A 21,821-nucleotide genomic window follows, 5' to 3' on the forward strand; every position below is an offset into this window, starting at 1 on the left:
TGTCCCCCTTATAGATAAAGCGGCATATGTTGTAAACCTGTTGTTTCTTCTAGTCCCGCTACTATGTTTGCATTTTGAATTGCTTGCCCAGCCGCACCTTTCATCATATTGTCTATAACAGAAACGACTGTCACTCTTCCTGTCCTTTCATCGTAAGCTATCCCCATATCACAATAATTTGAGCCCCTCACTTCTTTCGGACTTGGAAACTCTCCTTGCCTGCGAATTCGAATAAAAGCCGATTGTTCATATGTTTCTTCATATAATTTTTGAAGTTTTTCTATTTCCATTTCTCGTTTTACTTTCGCATACAGTGTAACCATAATCCCCCGTGATATTGGTATTAAATGTGTACTAAACGTGATTGGCCTCGTTTCCTTATTCCACTCTGCAAGCATTTGTTCAATCTCAGGAACGTGTTGATGCTCATTTACTTTATAAATGTGCAAGTTATCGTATAACTCAGGAAAGTGAGTCATTGTTGTTGGCGTTTTGCCCGCTCCAGATACTCCTGATTTCGCATCAATAATAATGGAATCTTCTTCAATCATGCCGCTACGTACTAACGGCAATATCGCTAATAACGCGGCTGTAGCAAAACATCCTGGGTTTGCAATTAAATTTGCATTTTGAATCTCGGACCTTTTCCATTCACTTAACCCATATACAGCTTCCCTAAGGACCTCTTCTTTTGCAGCTGTCCTTTTATACCACTGTTCATATGTCGAAGGATCTTTCATACGAAAGTCTCCAGATAGGTCAATTACTTTTAAACCTGTTGCTAATAATTTTGGTGTTAACTCTGCCGACACTCCTGCTGGGGTTGCTAAAAATACAATTTCTGCTTTCTTCTTTATTTCCTCCGTATCAATTTCTTGTAACGTATGAACAAGAACATTTTGAAAATGCGGATATACATTTGTTATACATTCGCCAACTTGCGAAAAAGAATGAAGAGATGCTATCGAAAAATATGGATGTTGCTCTAATAACCGAATTAACTCAATACCTCCATACCCAGTTGCTCCAATAATTGCGACTTTCATATGCTCCTCCTCATATCGATTCTTTAAATTAAGTATGATTATAATATTGTATATTTATAGAGTCAATTAAATATTTATAAATTTTACGAACTTAAAAAACTTAATTTTACTAGAAAAACAATATACACAACCGAATTTTTATACAAAAATAGTGTATAGTAGTTTTTTTATTTCACTTCAAGTACAATAAAACAATACATGTATACATACAGGCGGGGAAAAACATGAATGAGAAATTAATTGAGAAAATGATCATAAAAAGTTTTCAGCAATATCAATGTAATCCTATGTCAAATGAGGATCTGGAAATGCTAATTAAACATATTCAAACGATAATTCATTCAAATACTGAAATTGATGTATACGAGGCAGTTGAGGATATCGTTTACGATTATGTGACTGGAAAATAAAAAAATAGGAGATTTCCATATGGAAATCTCCTATTTTTTACTTAATGATTTGCCTGCAACACGCTCAAATATACCTGGGAATAGAGCATAAAGTTTCGGACCAATGCCCATCCATTTCGGTAAGTTTACTTCACGCTTTTTCGTTTGTATCGATTTTACAATTTGCTCTGCTACATACGTCGGCTTTAACATATACCGTCCCATATTTTTCACATATGTACCGGATTGATCAGCTATTTCAAAAAAGTTCGTATCTATCGGACCTGGATTAATTGCTGTTACGAAAACATTTGTACTAGACAACTCCATACGTAAACTATTCGTAAATCCTAGTACTGCATGTTTCGTCGCTGCATACGCACTCGATTTCGGAGTTGCAATTTTTCCAGCAAGTGAAGCAATATTAATAATATGCCCTTCGTTTCTTTTCACCATATAAGGTAGTACCGCTTTCGTACAAGCTACTAATCCAAATACATTTACTTGGAACATATCTTTCACTTCATCCATTGACGCATCTTCAAACGTTTTAAAAATACCAAATCCCGCATTGTTTACTAATATATCAATACGTCCCACTTCTTGTAATACCTTTGAAAAAACAGATTGTACCTCCGTCTCTTCACTTACATCTAATACATAATAATAGCAAGGCGTATTATAAGTTTCTTTAATTTTCTCTGCTAACGCTTTTAATTTCTCTTCTGTTCTAGCCATTAATACTGGAGTCGCCCCCTGCTCTGCAACTTGCATTGCAACTTGCTCTCCAATTCCACTAGAAGCACCTGTAATGACGATTACTTTATTTTGTAAACGTCCCGTCATTGCTGTCACCTACTTTGCATAATAAATCAATTGTTGCGAAGATTCATCAATCATCACTTGTTGATTATATGCTAAAAAATCTAATTGTCCAACAGTTTCTGAAATAGTAAGCGGCAATTGCTCCTTATACAATACCGGAAATAGTTTTACACATACTTCAAATGCTGTCATTGGTTTTTCCTTTAATAACTCAAGCACTTTAAACGCACGTGTTTCTTGCTTTTCTAATCTCGTTTCAATAAGTTGTTTCACATTTAGAACATCTTCTCCATGTCCTGATAAAATGCGCGAAATATTCATTTCACTTAAACGCTTTAACGTTTGATTATATTGTAATAACGGGCGTGCCCTTTCTGTTTGTCCTTCATAAGGTGGTTCTAATATGGGATTCGAAGAAATATGACTAATGAGAGCATCCCCGCCAATTAATATTCCATCAGATTCTCTATATAATGAAATATGAGTGGAAGCATGACCTGGTGTTTCGATTACTGTAAAACCAGGTAAAGAATCGATACGATCTCCCTCTCTCACAGTATGCGTTAGCGATCTATTACAAGAATATTTCAGTGTCCTTGTCGTCAATAACGCCTCTTCTTTCAAAAATGCTGCTGGAACACCAAATTGCAAAGCTGTCTCTCTAAAAAACTCATGATACCGCTTTAAAAATTCTGGATTTTTCGTGATCCAAGGCTCATTCCAAGGATGTCCAATAATGTTCGTTTTCTCAGAAAATATATTTAAAAGCCCACAATGATCCGCATGATGATGCGTAATGACTACTGTTTTAATATCTTCTATCGCATATCCTAATGCACCTAATTGTCTTTCTAACGCACTTCTTGCCTCTTCTGTATTCGTCCCTGTATCAATTAATGTTAATGTCTCCCCCTCAACTAAAAACACATTTACAGTTTCAACTGCAAATGGTACAGGAATCTCCATTCGGTGAATCGCCGTCATGCTTAGCCCCCCTGTCTCTTTCCGGTTCAAAAATGAATACTTCTTCAGTTTACAACTTCTATATATATTTGTCATTATTTTCAGATAAAAAGAGGTGTTTCCTATAAAAAAACGAATGTATGTACATTTATAAGAATTTCTAACCAAATTTAAAGGAGGAACATCATGTCTATTCAAAACATTTCCTTTCTCGGTGCAGGCTCTATTGCTGAAGCTATTATTGGTGGCTTGTTACATGCAAATGTTGTGAAAGGCGAACAAATTACCGTAAGTAATCGTTCTAACGAGACAAGATTGCAGGAGTTACATAAAAAATATGGCGTCAAAGGTACGCATAATAAAAAAGAGCTACTTACTGATACAACTATTCTTTTTCTAGCAATGAAACCGAAGGATGTTGCAGAAGCGCTTACTCCTTTTAAAGAAGATATACATAATAACCTGCTTATTATTTCCCTATTAGCAGGTGTTTCTACTCACTCGATTAGAAACCTACTTCAAAAAGATGTTCCAATTATTCGTGCGATGCCAAATACATCTGCAGCTATTTTAAAATCAGCTACTGCTATCTCGCCTTCAAAACATGCAACAGCGGAACATATTCAGACTGCCATAGCTTTATTTGAAACAATCGGTCTCGTCTCTGTTGTAGAGGAAGAAGATATGCATGCCGTCACTGCATTATCTGGAAGTGGGCCTGCTTATATTTATTACGTAGTGGAAGCGATGGAAGAAGCCGCAAAAACAATTGGTTTAAAAGAAGATGTTGCAAAGTCACTTATTCTTCAGACGATGATTGGTGCTGCTGAAATGCTAAAAGCAAGTGAAAAACACCCTTCTGTTTTGCGAAAGGAAATTACTTCTCCTGGCGGAACGACCGAAGCAGGCATTGAAGTATTACAAGAACATAAATTTCAACAAGCACTTATTTCTTGTATTACACAGGCTACACAACGATCACATAATCTTGGGGAAACATTAGAACAACTAACAAAAGAAAAATAAAAAATGGAGCTCAATCTTACTTGAGCTCCATTTTTTTATTAACATATATTGTTTAGTTATTAGTCTTCCCAAAAATCTCTTCTTGCAGACGGCGACCAGTTGGTGTTGCTGCAAGTCCACCTTCAGCTGTTTCACGAAGTGCTACTGGCATCGTTTGTCCGATTCTAAACATCGCCTCAATCACTTCATCACATGGAATTGTACTCGTTACGCCAGCTAATGCTAAATCAGCTGAAATCATCGCATTCGCAGCTCCTGCTGCATTACGTTTTACACAAGGTACTTCTACAAGCCCTGCAACAGGATCACATACTAAACCAAGCATATTCTTTAATGAAATCGCCATCGCTGTAGCTGCTTGATCTTGTGTTCCACCAGCCATCTCAACTGCTGCCGCCGCTGCCATTCCACTTGCTGAACCTACTTCAGCTTGACAACCTCCTGCCGCACCGGAAATACAAGCATTATTCGCAACAACCATACCGAAAGCTCCTGCTGTAAATAAAAATTCGATCATCTCTTCGCGTGTCGGCTGTAATTTTTCTTGCAGTGCAAACAGTACACCTGGCACTGTTCCAGCAGACCCTGCTGTTGGTGTTGCACAAATAATTCCCATCGCTGCGTTTACTTCATTTGTTGCAACAGCTTTACTCACCGCGTCCAAGATCGTATCTCCAGATAAGCCTTTTCCGCTATTCATATACGCCTGAACTTTTACAGCATCTCCGCCAGTTAAACCAGTTGGTGATTTCACTCCGCGAATACCACGTTCTACTGCTTGCTCCATCACGACTAAGTTCTTTTCCATACCAGCAATTACTTCTTCACGTGAAATATTTCTTGTTTCCATTTCACATTGAATCATAATTTCTGCGATTTTTACATTTTGTTCTTTAGCTTGCGCCACTAGTTCCGCTGCGTTCCGAAACATGGTGTGTCCCCCCTGCAATTATTCCATAATAGTTACTTGACAAATATTTTGTTGCGCGTTTATTTCTTCAATCACTTCATCTGCTAATAAGTCATCTGTTTCGATAACCATAAGCGCTCTTCTTCCTTTTTCTTTACGAGAAACACTCATTGTACTAATGTTAATTTCATGTTTCGCAAGGATTGAAGCTACTGCTGCAATAGCACCGAAGCGATCGTTATTTACAATAAGTAGTGCTGGACTCGTGCCTGTTAATTGAAGATCGAATCCGTTCAATTCTACAACTTCAATTTTACCGCCACCAATTGAGCAAGCAACAACTTCAATTTCTTCTTCACCTTTATACAAACGAATTCTCGCTGTATTTGGGTGAGGTGCATTTGCATCTTCTTCAATGAATTCTACTTCGATTTTGCGCTCTTTTGCTATGTCTAGCGCCTCTGGAATACGTAAGTCATCTGTTTCAAACCCTAATATTCCACCGATCAGTGCTACATCCGTACCATGCCCTCGATACGTCTTTGCAAATGATCCATATAATGAAATGCTTACTCTTTCTGGTTCATGACGAAACAGCTGGCGAGCAACTTGCCCCATTCTTGCTGCGCCTGCTGTATGTGAACTTGATGGCCCAATCATAACTGGACCAATAATATCAAATACTGAGCGATACTTCATCATAACTCCCCCTAAACCTCTATGAAAAAAATTTTTACTATTCTATTAAGCTACCGAATCGGTTGCTTTTCCAGTTGTACGACGAATTTTTTCCGCTGTACGAATTGGATAGTTTTTGAATAACAGTGAAACAATATATCCTGAAATAATACCAGCTATCATAATAAATAAGAAACTTAGCATTACCTTCATTTAAAAATAATATAAGATAATCCACAATAAAGTCTTGTAGCAATCCAAAGTTTAACACAGAACCCCTTACAAGCATAGCATAAACAAGTGAAACGCCCATTGCTTTCATACCTTTTCGTGCTTTAAAGCTAAAAAGTAAAAAAAGACTTCATACAAATAATAGTAATAACTTTCCTATTATAAATTCCATGTTGCTCTCTCACGATTTAGTCAACTTCACTTATTACGACAAATGGCTAAAACGTATGTGGCCTACAATAAATTTTGATCTGCCCTCATTATAGCTCGTTTTTAATAAAACGCTTACTTTTAATGAATTTTAAAAGTTCTGAATAACGATCTGTTTTTGCTATTTGTACCACTCGTATGTCGTCTGACTTATATAACAGTTTTTCTAAACAATCGGTACTATGTATTTTTATCCTATCTCTTCACATCATTAAAACTTTCTGTTTCATCCAATATAAACATAAAATGATAACAGTTTTATTTTAAATTTTTTTTAGAAATAAAAAAATGGCAACCTTTCGTCACCATTTTTTCACACCATTATTATCTTTCTACCGGAAATATTTTCAAGTCTGTAGCTATTTCTGTATTAGAAAATAGCTCTCTTGCCTCTTTCCATAATTCCTTATATGTATCCCCTTGATAACGAGAACTAATATGAGTCAATATTAATCGTTTTGCATTTGCCTGAAGTGCAATACTCGCAGCTTGCTTAGATGTGGAATGAAAATAATCATACGCTTGTTGTTCATCTTCTGCTGCAAAAGTTGCCTCATGAACAAGTACGTCAGCGTCTTGTGCCAGCTCTCTACTCGCTTCACAATATCTTGTATCACCTAAAATGGTAATAATTCTTCCCTTTTGAGGCGGACCAATAAAATCTTTTCCATTTAGTATCGTACCATTTTCTAATTCAACTATTTCTCCATCTTTTAAACGTTTAAAAAGTGGACCGGGTTTCACACCCATCTCCAGCAATTTATCGACTAAAAGAGCACCTTGTATATCTTTCTCTACAATACGATACCCAAAACATTCAATACCATGTGACAATCTTTTCGTTTCCACGTGAAATCCATTATCTTCAAATACAGTACCTTCTTCTGTTATCTCCACAATTTCAAGTGGGTATTTCACATGTGTCGTACTTACTGATAATGCCACTTCAATAAATTGTTTAATTCCTTTTGGTCCATACACAGTTAAAGGTGTAGTCCCTCCTTGAAACGAACGGCTTCCTAATAAACCTGGCAATCCAAAAATATGATCACCATGTAAATGCGTAATAAATATTTTTTCAATGCGGCGTGGGCGTACTGATGTATGTAATATTTGATGTTGCGTCGCCTCGCCACAATCAAATAACCAAGTCTGTCCTCGTTCTTCTAACAATTGCAAAGCAATTGCCGAAACGTTCCTTCCTTTCGAAGGAACACCTGCACCAGTTCCTAAAAATACAAATTCCACTTTCTTTCCTCCAGCTCTTTATATAATCTACCTTTCATCTTACGGAATGTTATTTCAAATGGCAAATCGAATTTACATAACCAATCGTCTAGACAACTATATATCACGAACATTATACTCGAAAAACTTAGTAATCGTTCGTGTTTTATGTTAAAATGATTATACTACATTTTAAGGGAGCGTTTTATTATGAAAGAAGCATTTCGTTTACAAACTGATTTTTCATCTTCATTTGATCGCTGGGTAAGTTCTTTCGTGTCTGATCACCCAGCACAATTAGAATGGACGACTTTGAAAGAATTAATCCATGAATATACAACAACACATACAAATGATTCATTACCAACATATATTTCTTCAGCTTTAACATATTACGCACAACGCGTTTCAACAACAAACAGCTCAGAAATTGTTATTTTTGAAAATGCTACAATCTCATAATCTATAATAAAAAGCACTGTAATCAGTGCTTTTTATTTATACTTATTTAACAAATGATCCTATTCCGTCCAAAAATCTGTATACATACTTCGATCAAACGCATCTAAAATTATCTTTTCACTTCATTTATTAAATAATTCTTTTGCTTGTAGCACAATTGAAGTAACTATACTGTAACTGTTTTGTAAATAGCTTCTATCAAACAGGGTTGAAAATTTTAACTGGCGATAATGAATAGTAAGTTTAATACTTTTAGCGGCGTTACTGCAGCTGGGTGGAAAACTTCATTAGATTTTGAAGCAAGTTAAAAATGAAAGGTGCCATGTTATTTACAGCTTCATGACACCTTCTACATAAACTTATTTTCTAATTTTTGCTGAAAAGACTTTTCTTGCTTACGTAATAATTGACTACCTCGTTGTAAAATCGGCATTCCGTACTTATCATTAATTTGATCGATGACAGCAAGTAGCGGCTCTTCTTTCGCATCTTCTTCAAATGAAAACAAATCTAATTGTTTCACCGATTCTGTCTTCCACTCTATTTCAGTAGCTGTAACACCTAATAAACGAACGGAATCACCGTCCCAATGTTGCTTCCATAAACGAGATGCTGCCTGAAAAATATCTCTTTCTTCCCAAATCGCATTTTTCAATTGCTTACTCCGCGTTACTGTCCTCCTATCATGATATTTAATCATAATTTGAATATTATAGCTGACAAGAGTTCGCTTTTGTAATCTTTTACTCACTGATTTTGATAGCCGTTCTAACATATCAAGTAATTCTTTCTCTTCATCCATATCCTTTGAAAAAGTCATCGAATTACCAACGCTTTTATGTTGTCCCATTTGACTCGGATCAACTTCCCTATCATCCATACCTTTTGCCCGCCGCTTTAAATCAACACCATGCTTTCCAATTTTAGCGCGAATGATATGTTCGTTTCCTTTTGCTAACTGCTCAATCGTTTGTATATGAATATCATTTAATTTTTCAGCTGTTTTTTCTCCAATTCCATGCATCGCTCCAACTGGAAGTGGCCAAATCATCTCTGGAATATCTCGTTTTCGAAGCACCGTAATACCGAGAGGTTTTTTCATATCAGAAGCTGTTTTTGCTAGGAAAAGGTTAGGAGCAATTCCGATACTACATGGAAGCTGTAACTCTGCTAATAACGCCTGCTGGATCATCTTTGCTATTTCAAGAGGCGAACCGAGTGCGTAGCAATCTGTAATATCTAAATACCCTTCATCTATTGAGACTGGTTGTATTTTTTCTGTAAAACGGGAAAGGATTTGAAACATCTGAAATGAAGCTTCACGATATAATGTAAAATTAGGACGCCTTACAACTAATTGCGGACATAACCTTTTCGCTTCCCAAAGAGGCATCGTTGTACGTATTCCATAGTCTCTCGCCTCATAACTACATGTTATGATAATTCCTTTTCTTTCTTTTTCATTTCCAGCAACTGCTAACGGCTTCCCTTGTAATGATGGGTCATGAGCAATTTCAACAGATGCGAAAAAACAATTCATATCTACATGCAAAATAACACGGCCATTTTTCGGATACATTTCTCGCATAGTGCTCACCCCTTCAAAGAACATTTGTTCCTTCATTATATCAAATTTTGCATAATAGTTATAATAATTACTTGTTCTTTTCCTTTTATACACTTGATATAATTTACATAAAATGTATAAAAAGGGGTGATTATGATGAAATCAACTAATAAACTCAACTATACGTTCCTTGTGATTATATTAATCATAGCCATTAATTATTTACTGCTTCCTATTTTCAATATTAATACGTTTGGATTCTTCCCTCGCCTAGTACATATAGCAACAACTTATATATTGCCATGGATTTTCTTATATTGGCTGATCCGCCTTGTAAAAGCAATTGAATCAAAATAAAAAGCGTGTAAATCAATTGTGATTTACACGCTTTTTCTATTACATTACTTCGCTACTTCTTCAATAATTGCTATAACTAATTCTGCTGTTTTCGCTAATTCTTCAACAGGAATCTTTTCGTTTGTTGTATGAATTTCTTCATAACCAACCGCTAAGTTAACTGTTGGGATACCGTGTCCTGCAATTACGTTTGCATCACTTCCGCCACCACTTTGGTGAAGAGAAGGTGTACGACCAATGTTTTCAGCTGCACGTTTTGCAACTTCTACAACGTGATCACCATCAGCAAATTTAAATCCTGGATACATAACGTTTACTTCAACGTCTGCTTGACCGCCCATTTCTTTTGCAGTTGTTTCAAATGCTTCTTTCATTTTCGCAACTTGTACTTCCATTTTCTCATTGATTAAAGAACGCGCTTCTGCAAAGATTTGTACATGATCGCAAACGATATTTGTTTGTGTACCACCTTCAAAACGTCCAATATTTGCAGTTGTTTCAGAATCAATACGACCAAGTGGCATCTTCGCAATTGCCTTCGCTGCGATAGTAATTGCAGATACACCTTTTTCTGGTGCTACACCAGCGTGAGCTGTTTTCCCACGAATAATTGCATTCACTTTCGCTTGCGTTGGAGCTGCAACAACGATTTCACCAACTTTTCCATCGCTATCTAATGCGTAACCGTATTTCGCTGTAATGCGCTCACGATCTAATGCTTTTGCACCAACAAGACCAGATTCTTCTCCAACTGTAATAATAAATTCAATTTTACCATGAGGGATGTTTTTCTCTTTTAAAACACGAATTGCTTCGAACATTGATGCTAATCCAGCTTTATCATCCGCACCTAAAATCGTAGTACCATCTGATACGATATATCCATCTTTAATAGAAGGCTTAATTCCATTACCAGGAACTACTGTATCCATATGAGAAGTAAAGTAAATTGTATCAACACCATCTTTTGTTGCTGGTAAAGTACAAATTAAATTACCTGCACCATGCCCAGTAACAGCCATTGTGTCATCTTCAAATACTTCTACACCTAAATCTGTAAATTTCTTTGTTAATACTTTGCAAATTTCTGCTTCAAATTTCGTTTCAGAATCTACTTGTACTAATTCCATAAATTCATTTACTAAACGTTCTTGATTAATCATAAGACTGCGCCTCCTGCACTACCATTATGTATGTAACACTATTAATTATAACAGAATTTCGCAAAAGTTTCGAAATACAAGACAAAAAACAGACGGTTTATATGTCTAGATAACCATCTGCTTTCTATTACTCATTTAACAATACCCAGCGCATATGATCTTCCCATACTCCATTTACCATTAACATCTTCCTAGACACGCCCTCATATTGAAAGCCTATCTTCGTCACTACTTGTATAGATGCTAAATTTCGTGGCATAATCGGTGCTTCTATACGATGTAACTGAAATTCTTCGAAAGTAACTTGAATCGCTTTTCTAAGCGCTTCTGTCGTGTAACCTTTATTCAACTCTGCCTTATCTAATTTATAGCTGAGCACACAAGATTGATAAATACCGCGAACGATTAGATTAAATGAGATACACCCAATAATTTTTGTATCATCACCCTTTTTAAAAATCCAAAGCCTGATGATTTTACCTTCTGCAAACTCTTTTCTATCCTTTTGTAACTTTTTCTTCTGATAATCTAACGTAAAAAAATCATCCGGCCTATACTCTTCCCAAGCTTTTAAAAATTCACGATTTCTGTCGTAATATTGAAGAACTTTTTCAGCATACGACTCATCAATTTCCCTTAAATGTAAACGATTTGTTTCATATATTTTCATCATCGTATCTCCATTCTTCAGCTTGCATAACAAAAAACTTATACTCTATCATTATTATATATTCTCTACATACATACAAATTTCCTGTTATACTTTACACGCACTTCTCGAATTTTGTCACTTCTCTCCCCTTGTCCACAATATCATTTCTCGTTACAATGATATTGTACTGATTTGCAAGGAGGTTTAACGATGCATAAAAAAGCTCAAAAAGTTATGATTTATGTAATGCTAATTTCTATGCTTGTAACAACATTACTTGCTGGCGCAAGTATGTTTTGGTAAAAAGGACGATCTGTTCGTCCTTTTTTTACTTTTTACACATAACATAATAAAATAAACCATCTCGATATCGAGATGGTTTATTTTATATAAAGCACAATCGCTACAATACTAAAGGAAAATGACATTACAAGTGCTGTTATAAAACTTGTATATTGTTTCTGCTGAAATGCTCCAATAACAAAAGTAAGATTGAGTAACGCCATACATACAATTGCTACAAGATAAGAACATATATTAAAAGTTGCCAATATGAATGTAATAACAAATAGAAATCCCATAAAAAATTGCATATATGAAATTTTTGGATTCAAGTACATATGAGCAACCCCTTTATCTAATTTTTTATCCCGATTGGTGAGGGCTGATAATCCGCGGGTAAAAAACCTCCCACTGATTAAAGTTTCACTTTATCTTTCTATACTCTCATTAACGCATGGTTATGTACACATGTCAAGACAACTTATTACAATAGAAAAAACCAACCTTTTCGTTGGCTTTTTCATATGCAATGGCTCCCTTTTGTTTTGCCAATTGCTGAAATGATTTTTTCGACTTCACAATCCATACCTTCGTTCCAATTGGAATGCGATCAAATAAATACTCCACATCGTTTTTCTTCATTCTTATACATCCTTGTGAAATATACTTTCCAATTGAACTAGGTTGGTTTGTTCCATGTATTCCATATTTACTTCCATCAGTTCCTCTTGCATTAAATCCAATCCACCTTGACCCAAGTGGATTTTTCGGTGACCCACCTGGAATATCCTTCGCAATATAATACGGATCCTTCGCTTTCATTACAACATCAAAAGTTCCCTCTGGAGTTAATTCATTTGTTTTCCCTGTCGCTACTGGAAAAACCTTTTGAATCTTTCCATCGTCAATATAAGCTAGTTTATTCGTCGCTTTATTTACAATAATAAAAGGATCTCCGGCACGTGGATTATCACCAAGAGGCCAAATAGGCGATAAAGAAAGAAATAATATGAAAGAGAGAAGATACGGCATAATAATTCCTACCTTCTATATAAGTTCTTTTATATTATCCTTTCCCTTAAAACGGCTTTTAATGAGTAAATATTGTTCCATTTCATACACAAGTTGAACAAGCTTCGCACGTATCTCAAATTCTTCACGTGTAACGGGCAATGGCATGTCTCTAAATAATTCTCTCATTTCTTGAAGCTGTCTTAAGGAAATAACCCCAGTACTCTCAGGGCTAATAGCATTTCCAATGTTTTCAACGACATCCGCAATCATATCAGCTTGTTCATATGTCCATGATAAAGAAGCTGCTAATGGTATCATCCGTTCTAAAATTTCGAATTGTTGCATGCGCATATTAAAATAACGATAGTAATAGCCATCTTCTCGCATAAATGCATTCTCAAGTTTCTTAAACGATAAATCCCTTGCTTCATTTAGCATATTTTCAGTTTCAATAAGTTCTGCCCCGCTCCAGCTACTTTCTCTGTTTCGTAAATACACGACCATTTCAAACAAAATTGTTTTAAAGTTACTTTCTATTGTATCCTGATACTCTTTTAGCTTATTTTCACTACTTGGCATATACATATTCACTAATAAAGCCACGCTAATTCCTATCGTTAATATCGCAATTTCATTCCCAACAATAAGCCATGTAATTTGTTTCAATGAATATAGATGCATCACAATAACTGAACTCGTGACAATACCTTCTTGAATTTTGAGCATAACTGCAGTCGGAATAAATGTAAGTAATAATATACTAATTGCAAGTGGTGTATATCCAATTGTTTCAAAAATACAAAACGCGAATACCATTGATACTACACAAGCTAAAAAACGATGTAACGACACTTGAAGTGATTTACGTTTCGTATTTTGTACACATAATATAACTAAAATGCCCGCTGAACTATAAAATTCTAATCCTAATAACTGCGCAATAAAAACTGCTGCGCCTGTCCCTATTGCTGTTTTTACTGTACGGTATCCAATTTTGAACATAGCACTGCTCCTATATGTATAAACGTATTTAAAGTTAGTATAAAAAAAGGATGACACAATGTCATCCTTTTCTACTTATTATTCACGCAACCTTTACATATTACAATATTTTTTGTAAAAATTGTTGCGCACGTTCACTTTTCGGTGCTACAAAAAATTCTGCTGGCGCACTATCTTCTACAAGCTTTCCACCATCTAAAAAGAGAACACGATCTGCTACTTCTTTTGCAAATCCCATTTCATGTGTAACAATCACCATTGTCATTCCTGTCGTAACTAATGATTTCATAACTTCTAACACTTCTTTTACCATCTCTGGATCTAGTGCCGATGTTGGTTCATCAAATAACATAACTTCTGGTTCCATCGCCAACGCTCTCGCAATTGCTACACGTTGCTTTTGTCCTCCCGAAAGACGATTGGGATACGTATCTTTTTTATCTAATAAACCGACCTTTTCTAAAAGTTTCTCGGCTTTCTTGTCAGCTTCTTGCTTCGTTACTCCTTTTACATTGATAGGGGCATACGTAATATTTTCTAATACAGTCATATGAGGAAATAGGTGAAAATGCTGAAATACCATTCCGACATTTTCACGAACGTGCATAATATTCGTTTTCGGATTCGTTACTTCTTCCGTTCCAATCCAAATGTGACCATTTGTCGGTGCTTCTAGCACATTCATACAACGTAAAAATGTTGATTTCCCTGATCCAGACGGTCCAATAATTGCTACTACTTCCCCTTTTTCAATCGTTGTTGTAATCCCTTTTAATACTTCGTTTTTTCCAAATGATTTATGAAGGTTTTCAATTTTAATCACTTTTCTTCATTCTCCCTTCAATTGCCTTCCCGACTAATGTAAGAATAATGACTAGCATATAATAAATTAGTCCAACAAAAAGTAATGGTTCAAGATATTTAAACGTCTCACCGCCTACAATGTAAGCACGGCGCATTAAATCGGTCGCTCCTATTACTGTTACTACAGCCGATTCTTTCGTAAGTGTCGCAAACTCGTTCACAAGCGCTGGTAATATATTTTTTAATGCTTGAGGGAAAATAATATTTCGCATCATTTTCCCGTAAGGAATCCCTAAAGCCATCGCTGCTTCTGTTTGTCCTTTATCAACCGCTTGAATGCCAGCACGAATTACCTCTGACATATATGCACCTGAATTTAAGCTAAATGCTAATACAGCTGCTACGAATGCTGGTATTTCATAACCAATTATTTGCGGGACACCGAAATAAATAATCATTAATTGCAATACAAGTGGTGTACCACGGAAAATTGATGTATAAAAATCTGCCGCTATATTTAATGCTCGTATTCTAGCAATTTTGCAAAGCGCTAATAACGTTCCTAAAATAAACCCAACTAACGCTGATACTGCTACAATTTTTAAAGTAACTTCTAGGCCTTTTAGTATATATGGTATTGAAGGCGTAATCGCCGAAAAATCTAAGTTCATTCTTTTCATTCCCCTCACAGAAAAGTGAAAGGCAGCTTATTTCTCGCTGCCAAACCATTTCTTCACTAATTTATCCATTTCTCCATTTTCTTGCATTTTTTTAATTACTTTATTAAATTCTGCTGTTTTATCACTGTTTTTCGGAAGGGCAATTGCTGCTCCTACTTCTTCTGGTGCTTCTTTAATTTCAATTCCTTGTAATTCTTTCATTTTTTCTAAATAATTTTTAGCAACTGTGTCTTCTATAATTGCAGCGTCAAAACGACCAGCTTTAATTTCTTGTACGATTTCTGGTATACGGTCACGTCCCTCAACTTTGAAATCTACTTGTTTTTTAAATTCTGCTGCTTTCTCTTCTTGGATAGATCCTGTTTGTACCCCTACTTTTTTCCCTTTTAAATCCTCTACAGATTGAATATTAGAATCCTTTTTAGAAACGACCATGTTTTTAGCAACAAAATAAATATCTGTAAAATCAACATTATTTTTACGCTCTGCCGTTGGCGTCATACCTGCCATTACGAAATCAACTTTTCCTGAGCTAAGAGATGCTAATAAACCACCAAAATCCATATCTTTCACTTTCACTTCATAACCAAGTTCTTTTCCGATATATTTAGCAACATCAACATCAAAGCCGATAATTTCATCACTTTTTGAGGCTTCTACGTATTCATATGGTTTATAATCTGCTGAAGTCCCCATAACCAGTACTTTCTTATTTTTTCCAGTAGCCTTTTCTTCCCCATTACTACAAGCACTGAACATACTTACAATTAAAATAAGTGCAAACGATATTGATAATAACTTCTTCATCTTTCTTCCCCCTAATAATGTATATTTAAAAGTTTAATAGAATATTTATTCGATGTTTGTATTGTATCAGTACTTTCATTTTTATGCAATATACAAAATAAAAATAAATGAAATAACAATATTAATACCGTTTATGATGTATAAAATAATGCATAAAACAACATAACTATGCATGTCCCATAAATTTTAATACTAAATAAAAAAAAAGGCGGTACATCCACTTCATTGTGGACGTACCGCCTTTTCGTTTATTTTTATAGTTCTTCACAATTCTCTTCGAAATAAGATTGTAGTTTTGCAATAACTTGCATTGGTTCATGACCTTCAATTTCATGACGTTCTACCATCGTTACAATTTTTCCATCTTTTAATAAAGCGAATGATGGAGAAGAAGGTGGATATCCTTCGAAATATTCACGAGCTGTTGCTGTTGCTTCTTTATCTTGACCTGCAAACACCGTTACAAGATGGTTAGGACGTTTATCATAATGTACGGAATGCGCAGCAGCAGGACGAGCAATACCACCTGCACAACCACATACAGAGTTTACCATTACAAGTGTTGTTCCATTTCTTTTAAACGCTTCTTCTACTGCTTCTGGCGTCGTCAATTCTGTATATCCAGCAGAGACGATCTCTTCACGCGCTTGGCGGACAACATCATTCATAAAAAAGTTAAAATTAATCAATCTTTTCCCTCCTCTAAAACTACCTATTTGTATCTTACCAGTTAATGTTTATGAAATACAAGTAAGTTTACTTGTATTTGGGTATAGAAAAGGTGTTAGAGCTCTTGCTCTAACACCTTTTCTTAATGGCCACGATGCTTTTGCTTTGCTTTTTGTACTTTAATTAAACGTCTTCTTTGTTTTTCAGCTTCTCGCTTCTCTTTAGACTGCACTTTTTTTTCTTGTTTATGCAGTTCATAAGATAAGCTAATTGCCTCTTGTGCCTTAGTGAAACGTTTTACATTTACTTCTTTTGCCGCTTGTCGTATGATACGTTTTATATTTTTTGGACGCTGTTTTTCTTTCACTTCCACACCGCATTTTGCAACGTGCTGGAAATATGCTAACATTGGACCATTCACAAATATAAGTACTTCTTCATCTGAAGGTTCCATTCCAAAAATATACCGCGCTCCATACAATTTCCCTGTTTCTTTATGCGTAATAATTCCTACGAAAAATTGACCATCGTGATATACTGTCAAATCCATTGACAGCCCCTCCTTTAAAAAAATTAGAAATACTGGACATCCCGGAGGGGAAGGTTACTGACATGTAATCATGCGTCTGGACTACCGACCAGAACTGTGTTTTTGTATTTCTTTCACTATTATTATATCTCTTTTTCCATAATCTTCATATATTCACCAATCATTTTTTTATGCGATCCTACAATATAGTCAGGTAGTTCTGTTAGCGGGAAGAATGTAAGCTGAACCGCTTCTTCTTTGTTCATAACAAAGTTCCCTTCGTATTCATCCGTATAATAAGCTGTTGTGACAGATTGAAACTCATCACCATTTGCTAGTTTTGTAAAATAATTCGCTCCCGAAAATACATTAATTAATCGCAAGTTCTTCACTTCTATTCCTGTTTCTTCATATACTTCACGGCAAGCTGTTTCTTCTGGTGATTCGCCAAGCTCCATTAACCCGCCAGGCAATCCCCATTTTCCGTAAGGCTCTGTTCTTTGCTGCAATAAAACATCCCCATTTTCATTTATAACGAGTACAACAGCACCAACTAAAATTAAAGGGCGATGACCAACTACTTTTCGTAACTCCTCTACATATCCCATCGTATCCCTCCTTTTTCGTTGTCCACACTATTGTATCATATGTATGAAACGACAAAATGCGTATATTTTTCATTTTTTTAACAAAATATTTATTTTATGAGCTTCATCTACTGTAGCTAACATAATGGATTCAACTTCTGCACTCTTCTCTAGAAATTCTCTCGCCCACTCTTCTGTTTTTCCTAATAAAGCAAGAACATCTTGCTGAATGCTCCCATCCTTTACTAATATAAAAGAAACTCGAGATTTTTTTCCTGCCACTTTCAGATCAAGCCGCGAAACTGCTTCATATTCTGGATACCGAAATATAGAAACAACACCATTCGCTTCCCATAATGCTAATTTAATCGTTTGAATATCACTCACATTTCGCATGCGAAGTTCCGAAAATAAATATTCCACCGTAATTCTCGCTTTTTTCAAATTGCTAAAATCAATGGAACCATTGTGTATAAGAATAATAGGTGCTGGCTCTAAAAAGCGTCTCCATCTATCCCATTTCAACATTAAGACTGAGCTTATAATGTGAAGTACAACGAGTATGAACGTTGTAATCATCGAGCCGAGTAATCCCACTTTTTCATCAGATAATGCGTTAGAAATATTCCCACCAAGCAATAACACTAATACAACATCTAAAAAACGAAGTTGCGCGATGGACCTTTGCCCCATCGCTTTCGCAACTAATATTAAAAATATGTATGCTATGATAGCTCGAATAACCCATTCACTATTAGAAAGATGCCGTGCCCCTTCAAAAATATGCATATGCATCACTTTGCACTCCTTACCCGTCTCAAACTGCTACTTTGTTTTAGTTTGCAACGTTTAAGAGCATATATGTAAAAAAGCTGATTCGTTTTTAAACGAATCAGCTTTTCTTACTTGACGGAAAACATATACTTTTTATACGTTTTTCGTACGGATAATATGAGACCCATCATAATCATATTTGAGAATAAGGAACTTCCCCCATATGATAAGAACGGTAATGCAATCCCTTTTACAGGCATTAATCCAACGATCATACCGATGTTTTGGAATATTTGAACCGTTAATATCCCAATTGATCCAGCACATAATAATGTGCCGAATAAATTATCAGCAGAATAACCAATAATAATTGTTCTATATAGTAGTAATAGGAACAAGAATACAACTAACGCTGCTACGATAAATCCACCTTCTTCAGCAATTGTAGCAAAAATAAAGTCAGTATGCTTCTCAGGGATATAGACGTTCCCTTCACCAAAGCCTTTCCCTTCCATACCGCCACTACCTACAGCTAAAATCGATTGCTGTGTTTGATAACCTTGATCTGCATTTTCAAATGGATTTAACCAACCTACAATACGTGATTGTTGGTGAGGTTTTAGTAACGTAACTAACTTATTAAAGAAGAAATCCTCATACCTTACGTAAATAAATATTAACGTAGATAATACGGTCACCGGAATAACTGTACATAACGCTATCAATTTCTTCTGAATACCTGACATAAATAAAATACATGCAATTGCAGCAGCATATAAGAACACCATCCCTGTATCCGGTTGGCTATATACAACAGCCATAGGCGGAAGGGATACAAGCACAATTTTACCTACTAATTGTAAATCCGTTTGGAATGTCCTTGCCATATACTGTGCATTATGTTTCACTGCTATACTTGCTACTACGAGAAGCAATGAAATTTTGAAAAACTCAGATGGTTGAATTTGTCCAACTAACGGAAATACAAACCATCTTTTTGCACCTAATTTTTCAGGTGTGAAAGTGGAAACCGGTAGTATTTTCAAAAGAATAAGTGAACCAAATCCGACGATATAAAGTGGCCAAGACAATTTTTGTAATTGATCTAAGTCGATGCTTGCAACAAGCAATAACAATACAACTCCAATTATGTAGTTCAAACCCTGTTTCATCGCAAAGTTTGCCTCTCCATATTGGCCAGTTTGCTGACTGCTATATATAGCAGCTATACTCGTAACACATAATGCTAACAAAATTAATATTAATTTTACATCTAAACTTTTTAGAAACTCGGTACTTCTTTTCATGACATCCTCCTGAAACATTGTTACAGCAAAATAAAAAACCAGGAGTCAACATTCTTCATGTTTTGACGACTGATTACACATTATCTATAAAACACTTATATAGAATAACTCTCTTTTTCATACAATACAATATATTATACTACAGTTTCATCAGTAAGATTTGCCAAAAAAATTATTCTTTTCTTATTTTATATCCATATACCATATATCAGCAATGTATTTTCATAAATTCCTAATACATAATCGTTCATTGTAAGATTACTGGGAAAGATATTATACATATAGTAGGATGTAGCTGAAGAAATAAGATGATAAAAAGCTCGCATAAGCGAGCTTTTTATTAATATACAGATGTATTATTTTCTGACGTATTTTCTAAAATTTCTTTTACACGTCCTAAGAACTTACCACAAATTAAGCCATCTAGTACACGGTGATCAAGTGATAAACATAAGTTAACCATGTCGCGAGCACCGAACATACCATTATCCATAATTACTGGGCGTTTTACAATTGATTCAACTTGTAAAATAGCCGCTTGTGGGTAATTAATAATACCCATAGATTGAACAGAACCAAATGATCCTGTGTTATTAATTGTAAATGTTCCACCTTGCATTTCGTCCGCTTTTAACGATTTCGTACGTACTTTTCCTGCAAGCTCTGTAATTTCACGAGCGATACCTTTAATCGTCTTCTCATCCGCATGTTTAATTACTGGTACAAATAGCTCGTCCTCTGTTGCAACAGCGATAGAAAGGTTAATATCTTTCTTCTGAACGATCTTATCGCCAGCCCACATTGAATTGATTTGAGGATACTCTTTTAACGCTTGCGCTACTGCTTTTACGAAGAAAGCAAAGAACGTTAAATTAAAGCCTTCGCGCTTTTTGAAATCACCTTTAATTGAATTACGGTATGACACAAGGTTTGTCACATCTACTTCAATCATCATCCAAGCATGTGGCGCTTCGTGTTTACTACGTAACATGTTCGCTGCAATTGCTTTACGCACACCTGTTACTGGAATTTCGATATCGCCAGGCATTGTTGGTACAGAAACTGGTTTTGCAGCTTCTACTTTTTGTGTTACTGGCGCTGCTTTTGGTGCTTCTGGACGCGCTTCTACTACTGCTGCTACCGCTTCCTCTTTCTTCGCACCTGCTTGCGGAATATTTCCAGATTCCACTAGCTTTAAAATATCTTTACGAGTGATACGGCCATTTGCTCCCGTACCTTCTACTAAATCTAAATCAACATTATGCTCACCTGCAAGTTTTAAAACAGCTGGTGAAAAACGTGGTTTTCCATCAGTTGGTTGTTTTGCTTTCGGTGCTTTTTCAGGTGTAGCTACTTCTGCCTTTGGTTCTTCTTTTGTTTTTTCCTCAACAGCTGTCGCTGCTACTTCATCTGCGCCTTCTACTTGAATAACACAAACTACTTCACCTACAGCTAACGTCTCACCTTCACCAGCAATTAATTCTTTCACAACACCAGTGAAAGAAGATGGTACTTCAGCATTTACTTTATCAGTCATTACTTCTGCAAGCGGATCATACTTGTTTACGTGATCGCCAACATTAACGAGCCATTTACTAATTGTACCCTCTGTAACGCTCTCCCCGAGCTGAGGCATTGTGATATTTTCTACAGCCATGTA

27 protein-coding genes and 1 pseudogene are annotated in these 21,821 nt (G+C 35.7%); 5 read left to right on the top strand and 23 right to left on the bottom strand.

The annotated features are described in order from the left end of the window. Window positions 1-8: 8 nt before the first annotated feature. The gene (gene argC, locus J0835_RS20255) at window positions 9-1,046 is read right to left on the bottom strand and encodes an N-acetyl-gamma-glutamyl-phosphate reductase (RefSeq protein WP_087981817.1); all 1,038 of its coding nucleotides are present in this window, start codon (window positions 1,044-1,046) and stop codon (window positions 9-11) included. 224 nt (window positions 1,047-1,270) lie between these two features. Between argC and J0835_RS20260 the strand changes: the two genes are divergently transcribed. Then, a complete protein-coding gene (locus J0835_RS20260; RefSeq protein ID WP_087981818.1) occupies window positions 1,271-1,456 on the top strand; it encodes a YqzH family protein in 186 nt (61 codons plus the stop codon). A 30-nt stretch (window positions 1,457-1,486) separates the two neighbouring features. Here the strand turns inward: J0835_RS20260 and J0835_RS20265 are convergent, their stop codons facing one another. Beyond that, complete coding sequence (locus tag J0835_RS20265; protein WP_087981819.1) at window positions 1,487-2,281, bottom strand: SDR family oxidoreductase; 795 nt, start codon at window positions 2,279-2,281, stop codon at window positions 1,487-1,489. A 9-nt stretch (window positions 2,282-2,290) separates the two neighbouring features. After that, entirely contained in the window at window positions 2,291-3,244 is a 954-nt protein-coding gene (locus J0835_RS20270) for an MBL fold metallo-hydrolase (RefSeq protein ID WP_087981821.1), read from the bottom strand. 165 nt (window positions 3,245-3,409) lie between these two features. On the opposite strand from J0835_RS20270, the gene proI reads away from it, so the two are divergent. Beyond that, window positions 3,410-4,249, top strand: a complete 840-nt coding sequence (gene proI / locus J0835_RS20275) for a pyrroline-5-carboxylate reductase ProI (RefSeq protein ID WP_087981822.1) — start codon at window positions 3,410-3,412, stop codon at window positions 4,247-4,249. Between the two features lie 52 nt (window positions 4,250-4,301). Here the strand turns inward: proI and sdaAA are convergent, their stop codons facing one another. From sdaAA to rnz, 4 genes are all read right to left on the bottom strand, one after another. Then, window positions 4,302-5,180, bottom strand: coding sequence for an L-serine ammonia-lyase, iron-sulfur-dependent, subunit alpha (sdaAA, locus tag J0835_RS20280; RefSeq protein WP_087981824.1), 879 nt, complete (start codon window positions 5,178-5,180; stop codon window positions 4,302-4,304). A gap of 18 nt (window positions 5,181-5,198) precedes the next feature. Beyond that, window positions 5,199-5,858, bottom strand: coding sequence for an L-serine ammonia-lyase, iron-sulfur-dependent subunit beta (gene sdaAB, locus J0835_RS20285; RefSeq protein ID WP_087981826.1), 660 nt, complete (start codon window positions 5,856-5,858; stop codon window positions 5,199-5,201). A 45-nt stretch (window positions 5,859-5,903) separates the two neighbouring features. After that, the gene (locus J0835_RS29250; RefSeq protein ID WP_240516358.1) at window positions 5,904-6,041 is read right to left on the bottom strand and encodes a hypothetical protein; all 138 of its coding nucleotides are present in this window, start codon (window positions 6,039-6,041) and stop codon (window positions 5,904-5,906) included. A gap of 561 nt (window positions 6,042-6,602) precedes the next feature. Continuing rightward, window positions 6,603-7,526: a ribonuclease Z gene (gene rnz / locus J0835_RS20295; RefSeq protein ID WP_087981830.1), complete on the bottom strand. Its 924-nt coding sequence runs from the start codon at window positions 7,524-7,526 to the stop codon at window positions 6,603-6,605. Between the two features lie 189 nt (window positions 7,527-7,715). On the opposite strand from rnz, the gene J0835_RS20300 reads away from it, so the two are divergent. Continuing rightward, a complete protein-coding gene (locus tag J0835_RS20300; RefSeq protein WP_000656495.1) occupies window positions 7,716-7,967 on the top strand; it encodes a DUF3932 family protein in 252 nt (83 codons plus the stop codon). A gap of 59 nt (window positions 7,968-8,026) precedes the next feature. Here J0835_RS20300 and J0835_RS20305 read toward each other — a convergent pair. Together J0835_RS20305 and J0835_RS20310 are read right to left on the bottom strand one after the other, a co-directional pair. Beyond that, window positions 8,027-8,134: pseudogene (locus tag J0835_RS20305) on the bottom strand (DNA polymerase IV); the annotation flags it as partial. Between the two features lie 182 nt (window positions 8,135-8,316). Continuing rightward, entirely contained in the window at window positions 8,317-9,555 is a 1,239-nt protein-coding gene (locus J0835_RS20310; protein ID WP_087981831.1) for a DNA polymerase IV, read from the bottom strand. A 135-nt stretch (window positions 9,556-9,690) separates the two neighbouring features. On the opposite strand from J0835_RS20310, the gene J0835_RS20315 reads away from it, so the two are divergent. Beyond that, window positions 9,691-9,891, top strand: coding sequence for a hypothetical protein (locus J0835_RS20315; protein WP_046957503.1), 201 nt, complete (start codon window positions 9,691-9,693; stop codon window positions 9,889-9,891). A gap of 44 nt (window positions 9,892-9,935) precedes the next feature. Here J0835_RS20315 and J0835_RS20320 read toward each other — a convergent pair whose 3' ends face one another. Both J0835_RS20320 and J0835_RS20325 read right to left on the bottom strand, forming a co-directional pair. Next, window positions 9,936-11,054, bottom strand: a complete 1,119-nt coding sequence (locus tag J0835_RS20320; protein ID WP_000609806.1) for a tripeptidase T — start codon at window positions 11,052-11,054, stop codon at window positions 9,936-9,938. Window positions 11,055-11,181: 127 nt separating this feature from the next. Continuing rightward, on the bottom strand, window positions 11,182-11,727 hold the full coding sequence (locus tag J0835_RS20325; RefSeq protein WP_132131111.1) for a GNAT family N-acetyltransferase: 546 nt from the start codon (window positions 11,725-11,727) through the stop codon (window positions 11,182-11,184). Between the two features lie 189 nt (window positions 11,728-11,916). Between J0835_RS20325 and prli42 the strand changes: the two genes are divergently transcribed. After that, complete coding sequence (gene prli42, locus J0835_RS20330; protein WP_000549038.1) at window positions 11,917-12,009, top strand: stressosome-associated protein Prli42; 93 nt, start codon at window positions 11,917-11,919, stop codon at window positions 12,007-12,009. A 77-nt stretch (window positions 12,010-12,086) separates the two neighbouring features. On the opposite strand, the gene J0835_RS20335 is transcribed toward prli42, so the two are convergent. From J0835_RS20335 to J0835_RS20390, 12 genes are all read right to left on the bottom strand, one after another. Next, window positions 12,087-12,326 (bottom strand): DUF3894 domain-containing protein, encoded by a 240-nt coding sequence (locus J0835_RS20335; protein WP_000281162.1) that lies wholly within the window; start codon window positions 12,324-12,326, stop codon window positions 12,087-12,089. 133 nt (window positions 12,327-12,459) lie between these two features. Then, window positions 12,460-13,020 (bottom strand): L,D-transpeptidase, encoded by a 561-nt coding sequence (locus tag J0835_RS20340; RefSeq protein ID WP_087981835.1) that lies wholly within the window; start codon window positions 13,018-13,020, stop codon window positions 12,460-12,462. Window positions 13,021-13,035: 15 nt separating this feature from the next. Next, window positions 13,036-14,004 carry an aromatic acid exporter family protein gene (locus J0835_RS20345; RefSeq protein WP_087981837.1) on the bottom strand — a complete coding sequence of 323 codons (969 nt, stop codon included), beginning with the start codon at window positions 14,002-14,004 and terminating at the stop codon, window positions 13,036-13,038. A gap of 100 nt (window positions 14,005-14,104) precedes the next feature. Further along, window positions 14,105-14,827 (bottom strand): amino acid ABC transporter ATP-binding protein, encoded by a 723-nt coding sequence (locus J0835_RS20350; RefSeq protein ID WP_000590214.1) that lies wholly within the window; start codon window positions 14,825-14,827, stop codon window positions 14,105-14,107. Next, window positions 14,820-15,479 (bottom strand): amino acid ABC transporter permease, encoded by a 660-nt coding sequence (locus J0835_RS20355; protein WP_001046922.1) that lies wholly within the window; start codon window positions 15,477-15,479, stop codon window positions 14,820-14,822. The genes J0835_RS20350 and J0835_RS20355 overlap by 8 nt, the downstream gene beginning before the upstream one ends. A 36-nt stretch (window positions 15,480-15,515) precedes the next feature. After that, window positions 15,516-16,295, bottom strand: a complete 780-nt coding sequence (locus J0835_RS20360; RefSeq protein ID WP_000735475.1) for a transporter substrate-binding domain-containing protein — start codon at window positions 16,293-16,295, stop codon at window positions 15,516-15,518. A gap of 254 nt (window positions 16,296-16,549) precedes the next feature. Continuing rightward, window positions 16,550-16,963, bottom strand: a complete 414-nt coding sequence (locus J0835_RS20365; RefSeq protein ID WP_002008492.1) for a BrxA/BrxB family bacilliredoxin — start codon at window positions 16,961-16,963, stop codon at window positions 16,550-16,552. Between the two features lie 143 nt (window positions 16,964-17,106). Continuing rightward, on the bottom strand, window positions 17,107-17,514 hold the full coding sequence (locus J0835_RS20370; RefSeq protein ID WP_002073035.1) for a YjdF family protein: 408 nt from the start codon (window positions 17,512-17,514) through the stop codon (window positions 17,107-17,109). 122 nt (window positions 17,515-17,636) lie between these two features. Beyond that, window positions 17,637-18,101: an NUDIX hydrolase gene (locus tag J0835_RS20375; protein WP_087981839.1), complete on the bottom strand. Its 465-nt coding sequence runs from the start codon at window positions 18,099-18,101 to the stop codon at window positions 17,637-17,639. A 69-nt stretch (window positions 18,102-18,170) separates the two neighbouring features. Next, window positions 18,171-18,875, bottom strand: coding sequence for a DUF421 domain-containing protein (locus J0835_RS20380; protein ID WP_087981841.1), 705 nt, complete (start codon window positions 18,873-18,875; stop codon window positions 18,171-18,173). Between the two features lie 107 nt (window positions 18,876-18,982). Further along, window positions 18,983-20,161: an FtsW/RodA/SpoVE family cell cycle protein gene (locus tag J0835_RS20385; RefSeq protein WP_087981842.1), complete on the bottom strand. Its 1,179-nt coding sequence runs from the start codon at window positions 20,159-20,161 to the stop codon at window positions 18,983-18,985. Window positions 20,162-20,501: 340 nt separating this feature from the next. After that, window positions 20,502-21,818, bottom strand: coding sequence for a dihydrolipoamide acetyltransferase family protein (locus J0835_RS20390; protein ID WP_087981844.1), 1,317 nt, complete (start codon window positions 21,816-21,818; stop codon window positions 20,502-20,504). Window positions 21,819-21,821: the final 3 nt, after the last annotated feature.

Origin of the sequence: Bacillus cereus group sp. Sample62 (assembly GCF_036851315.1) — a bacterium.
In the GTDB taxonomy this organism is placed as follows: Bacteria; Bacillota; Bacilli; order Bacillales; family Bacillaceae_G; genus Bacillus_A; species Bacillus_A wiedmannii.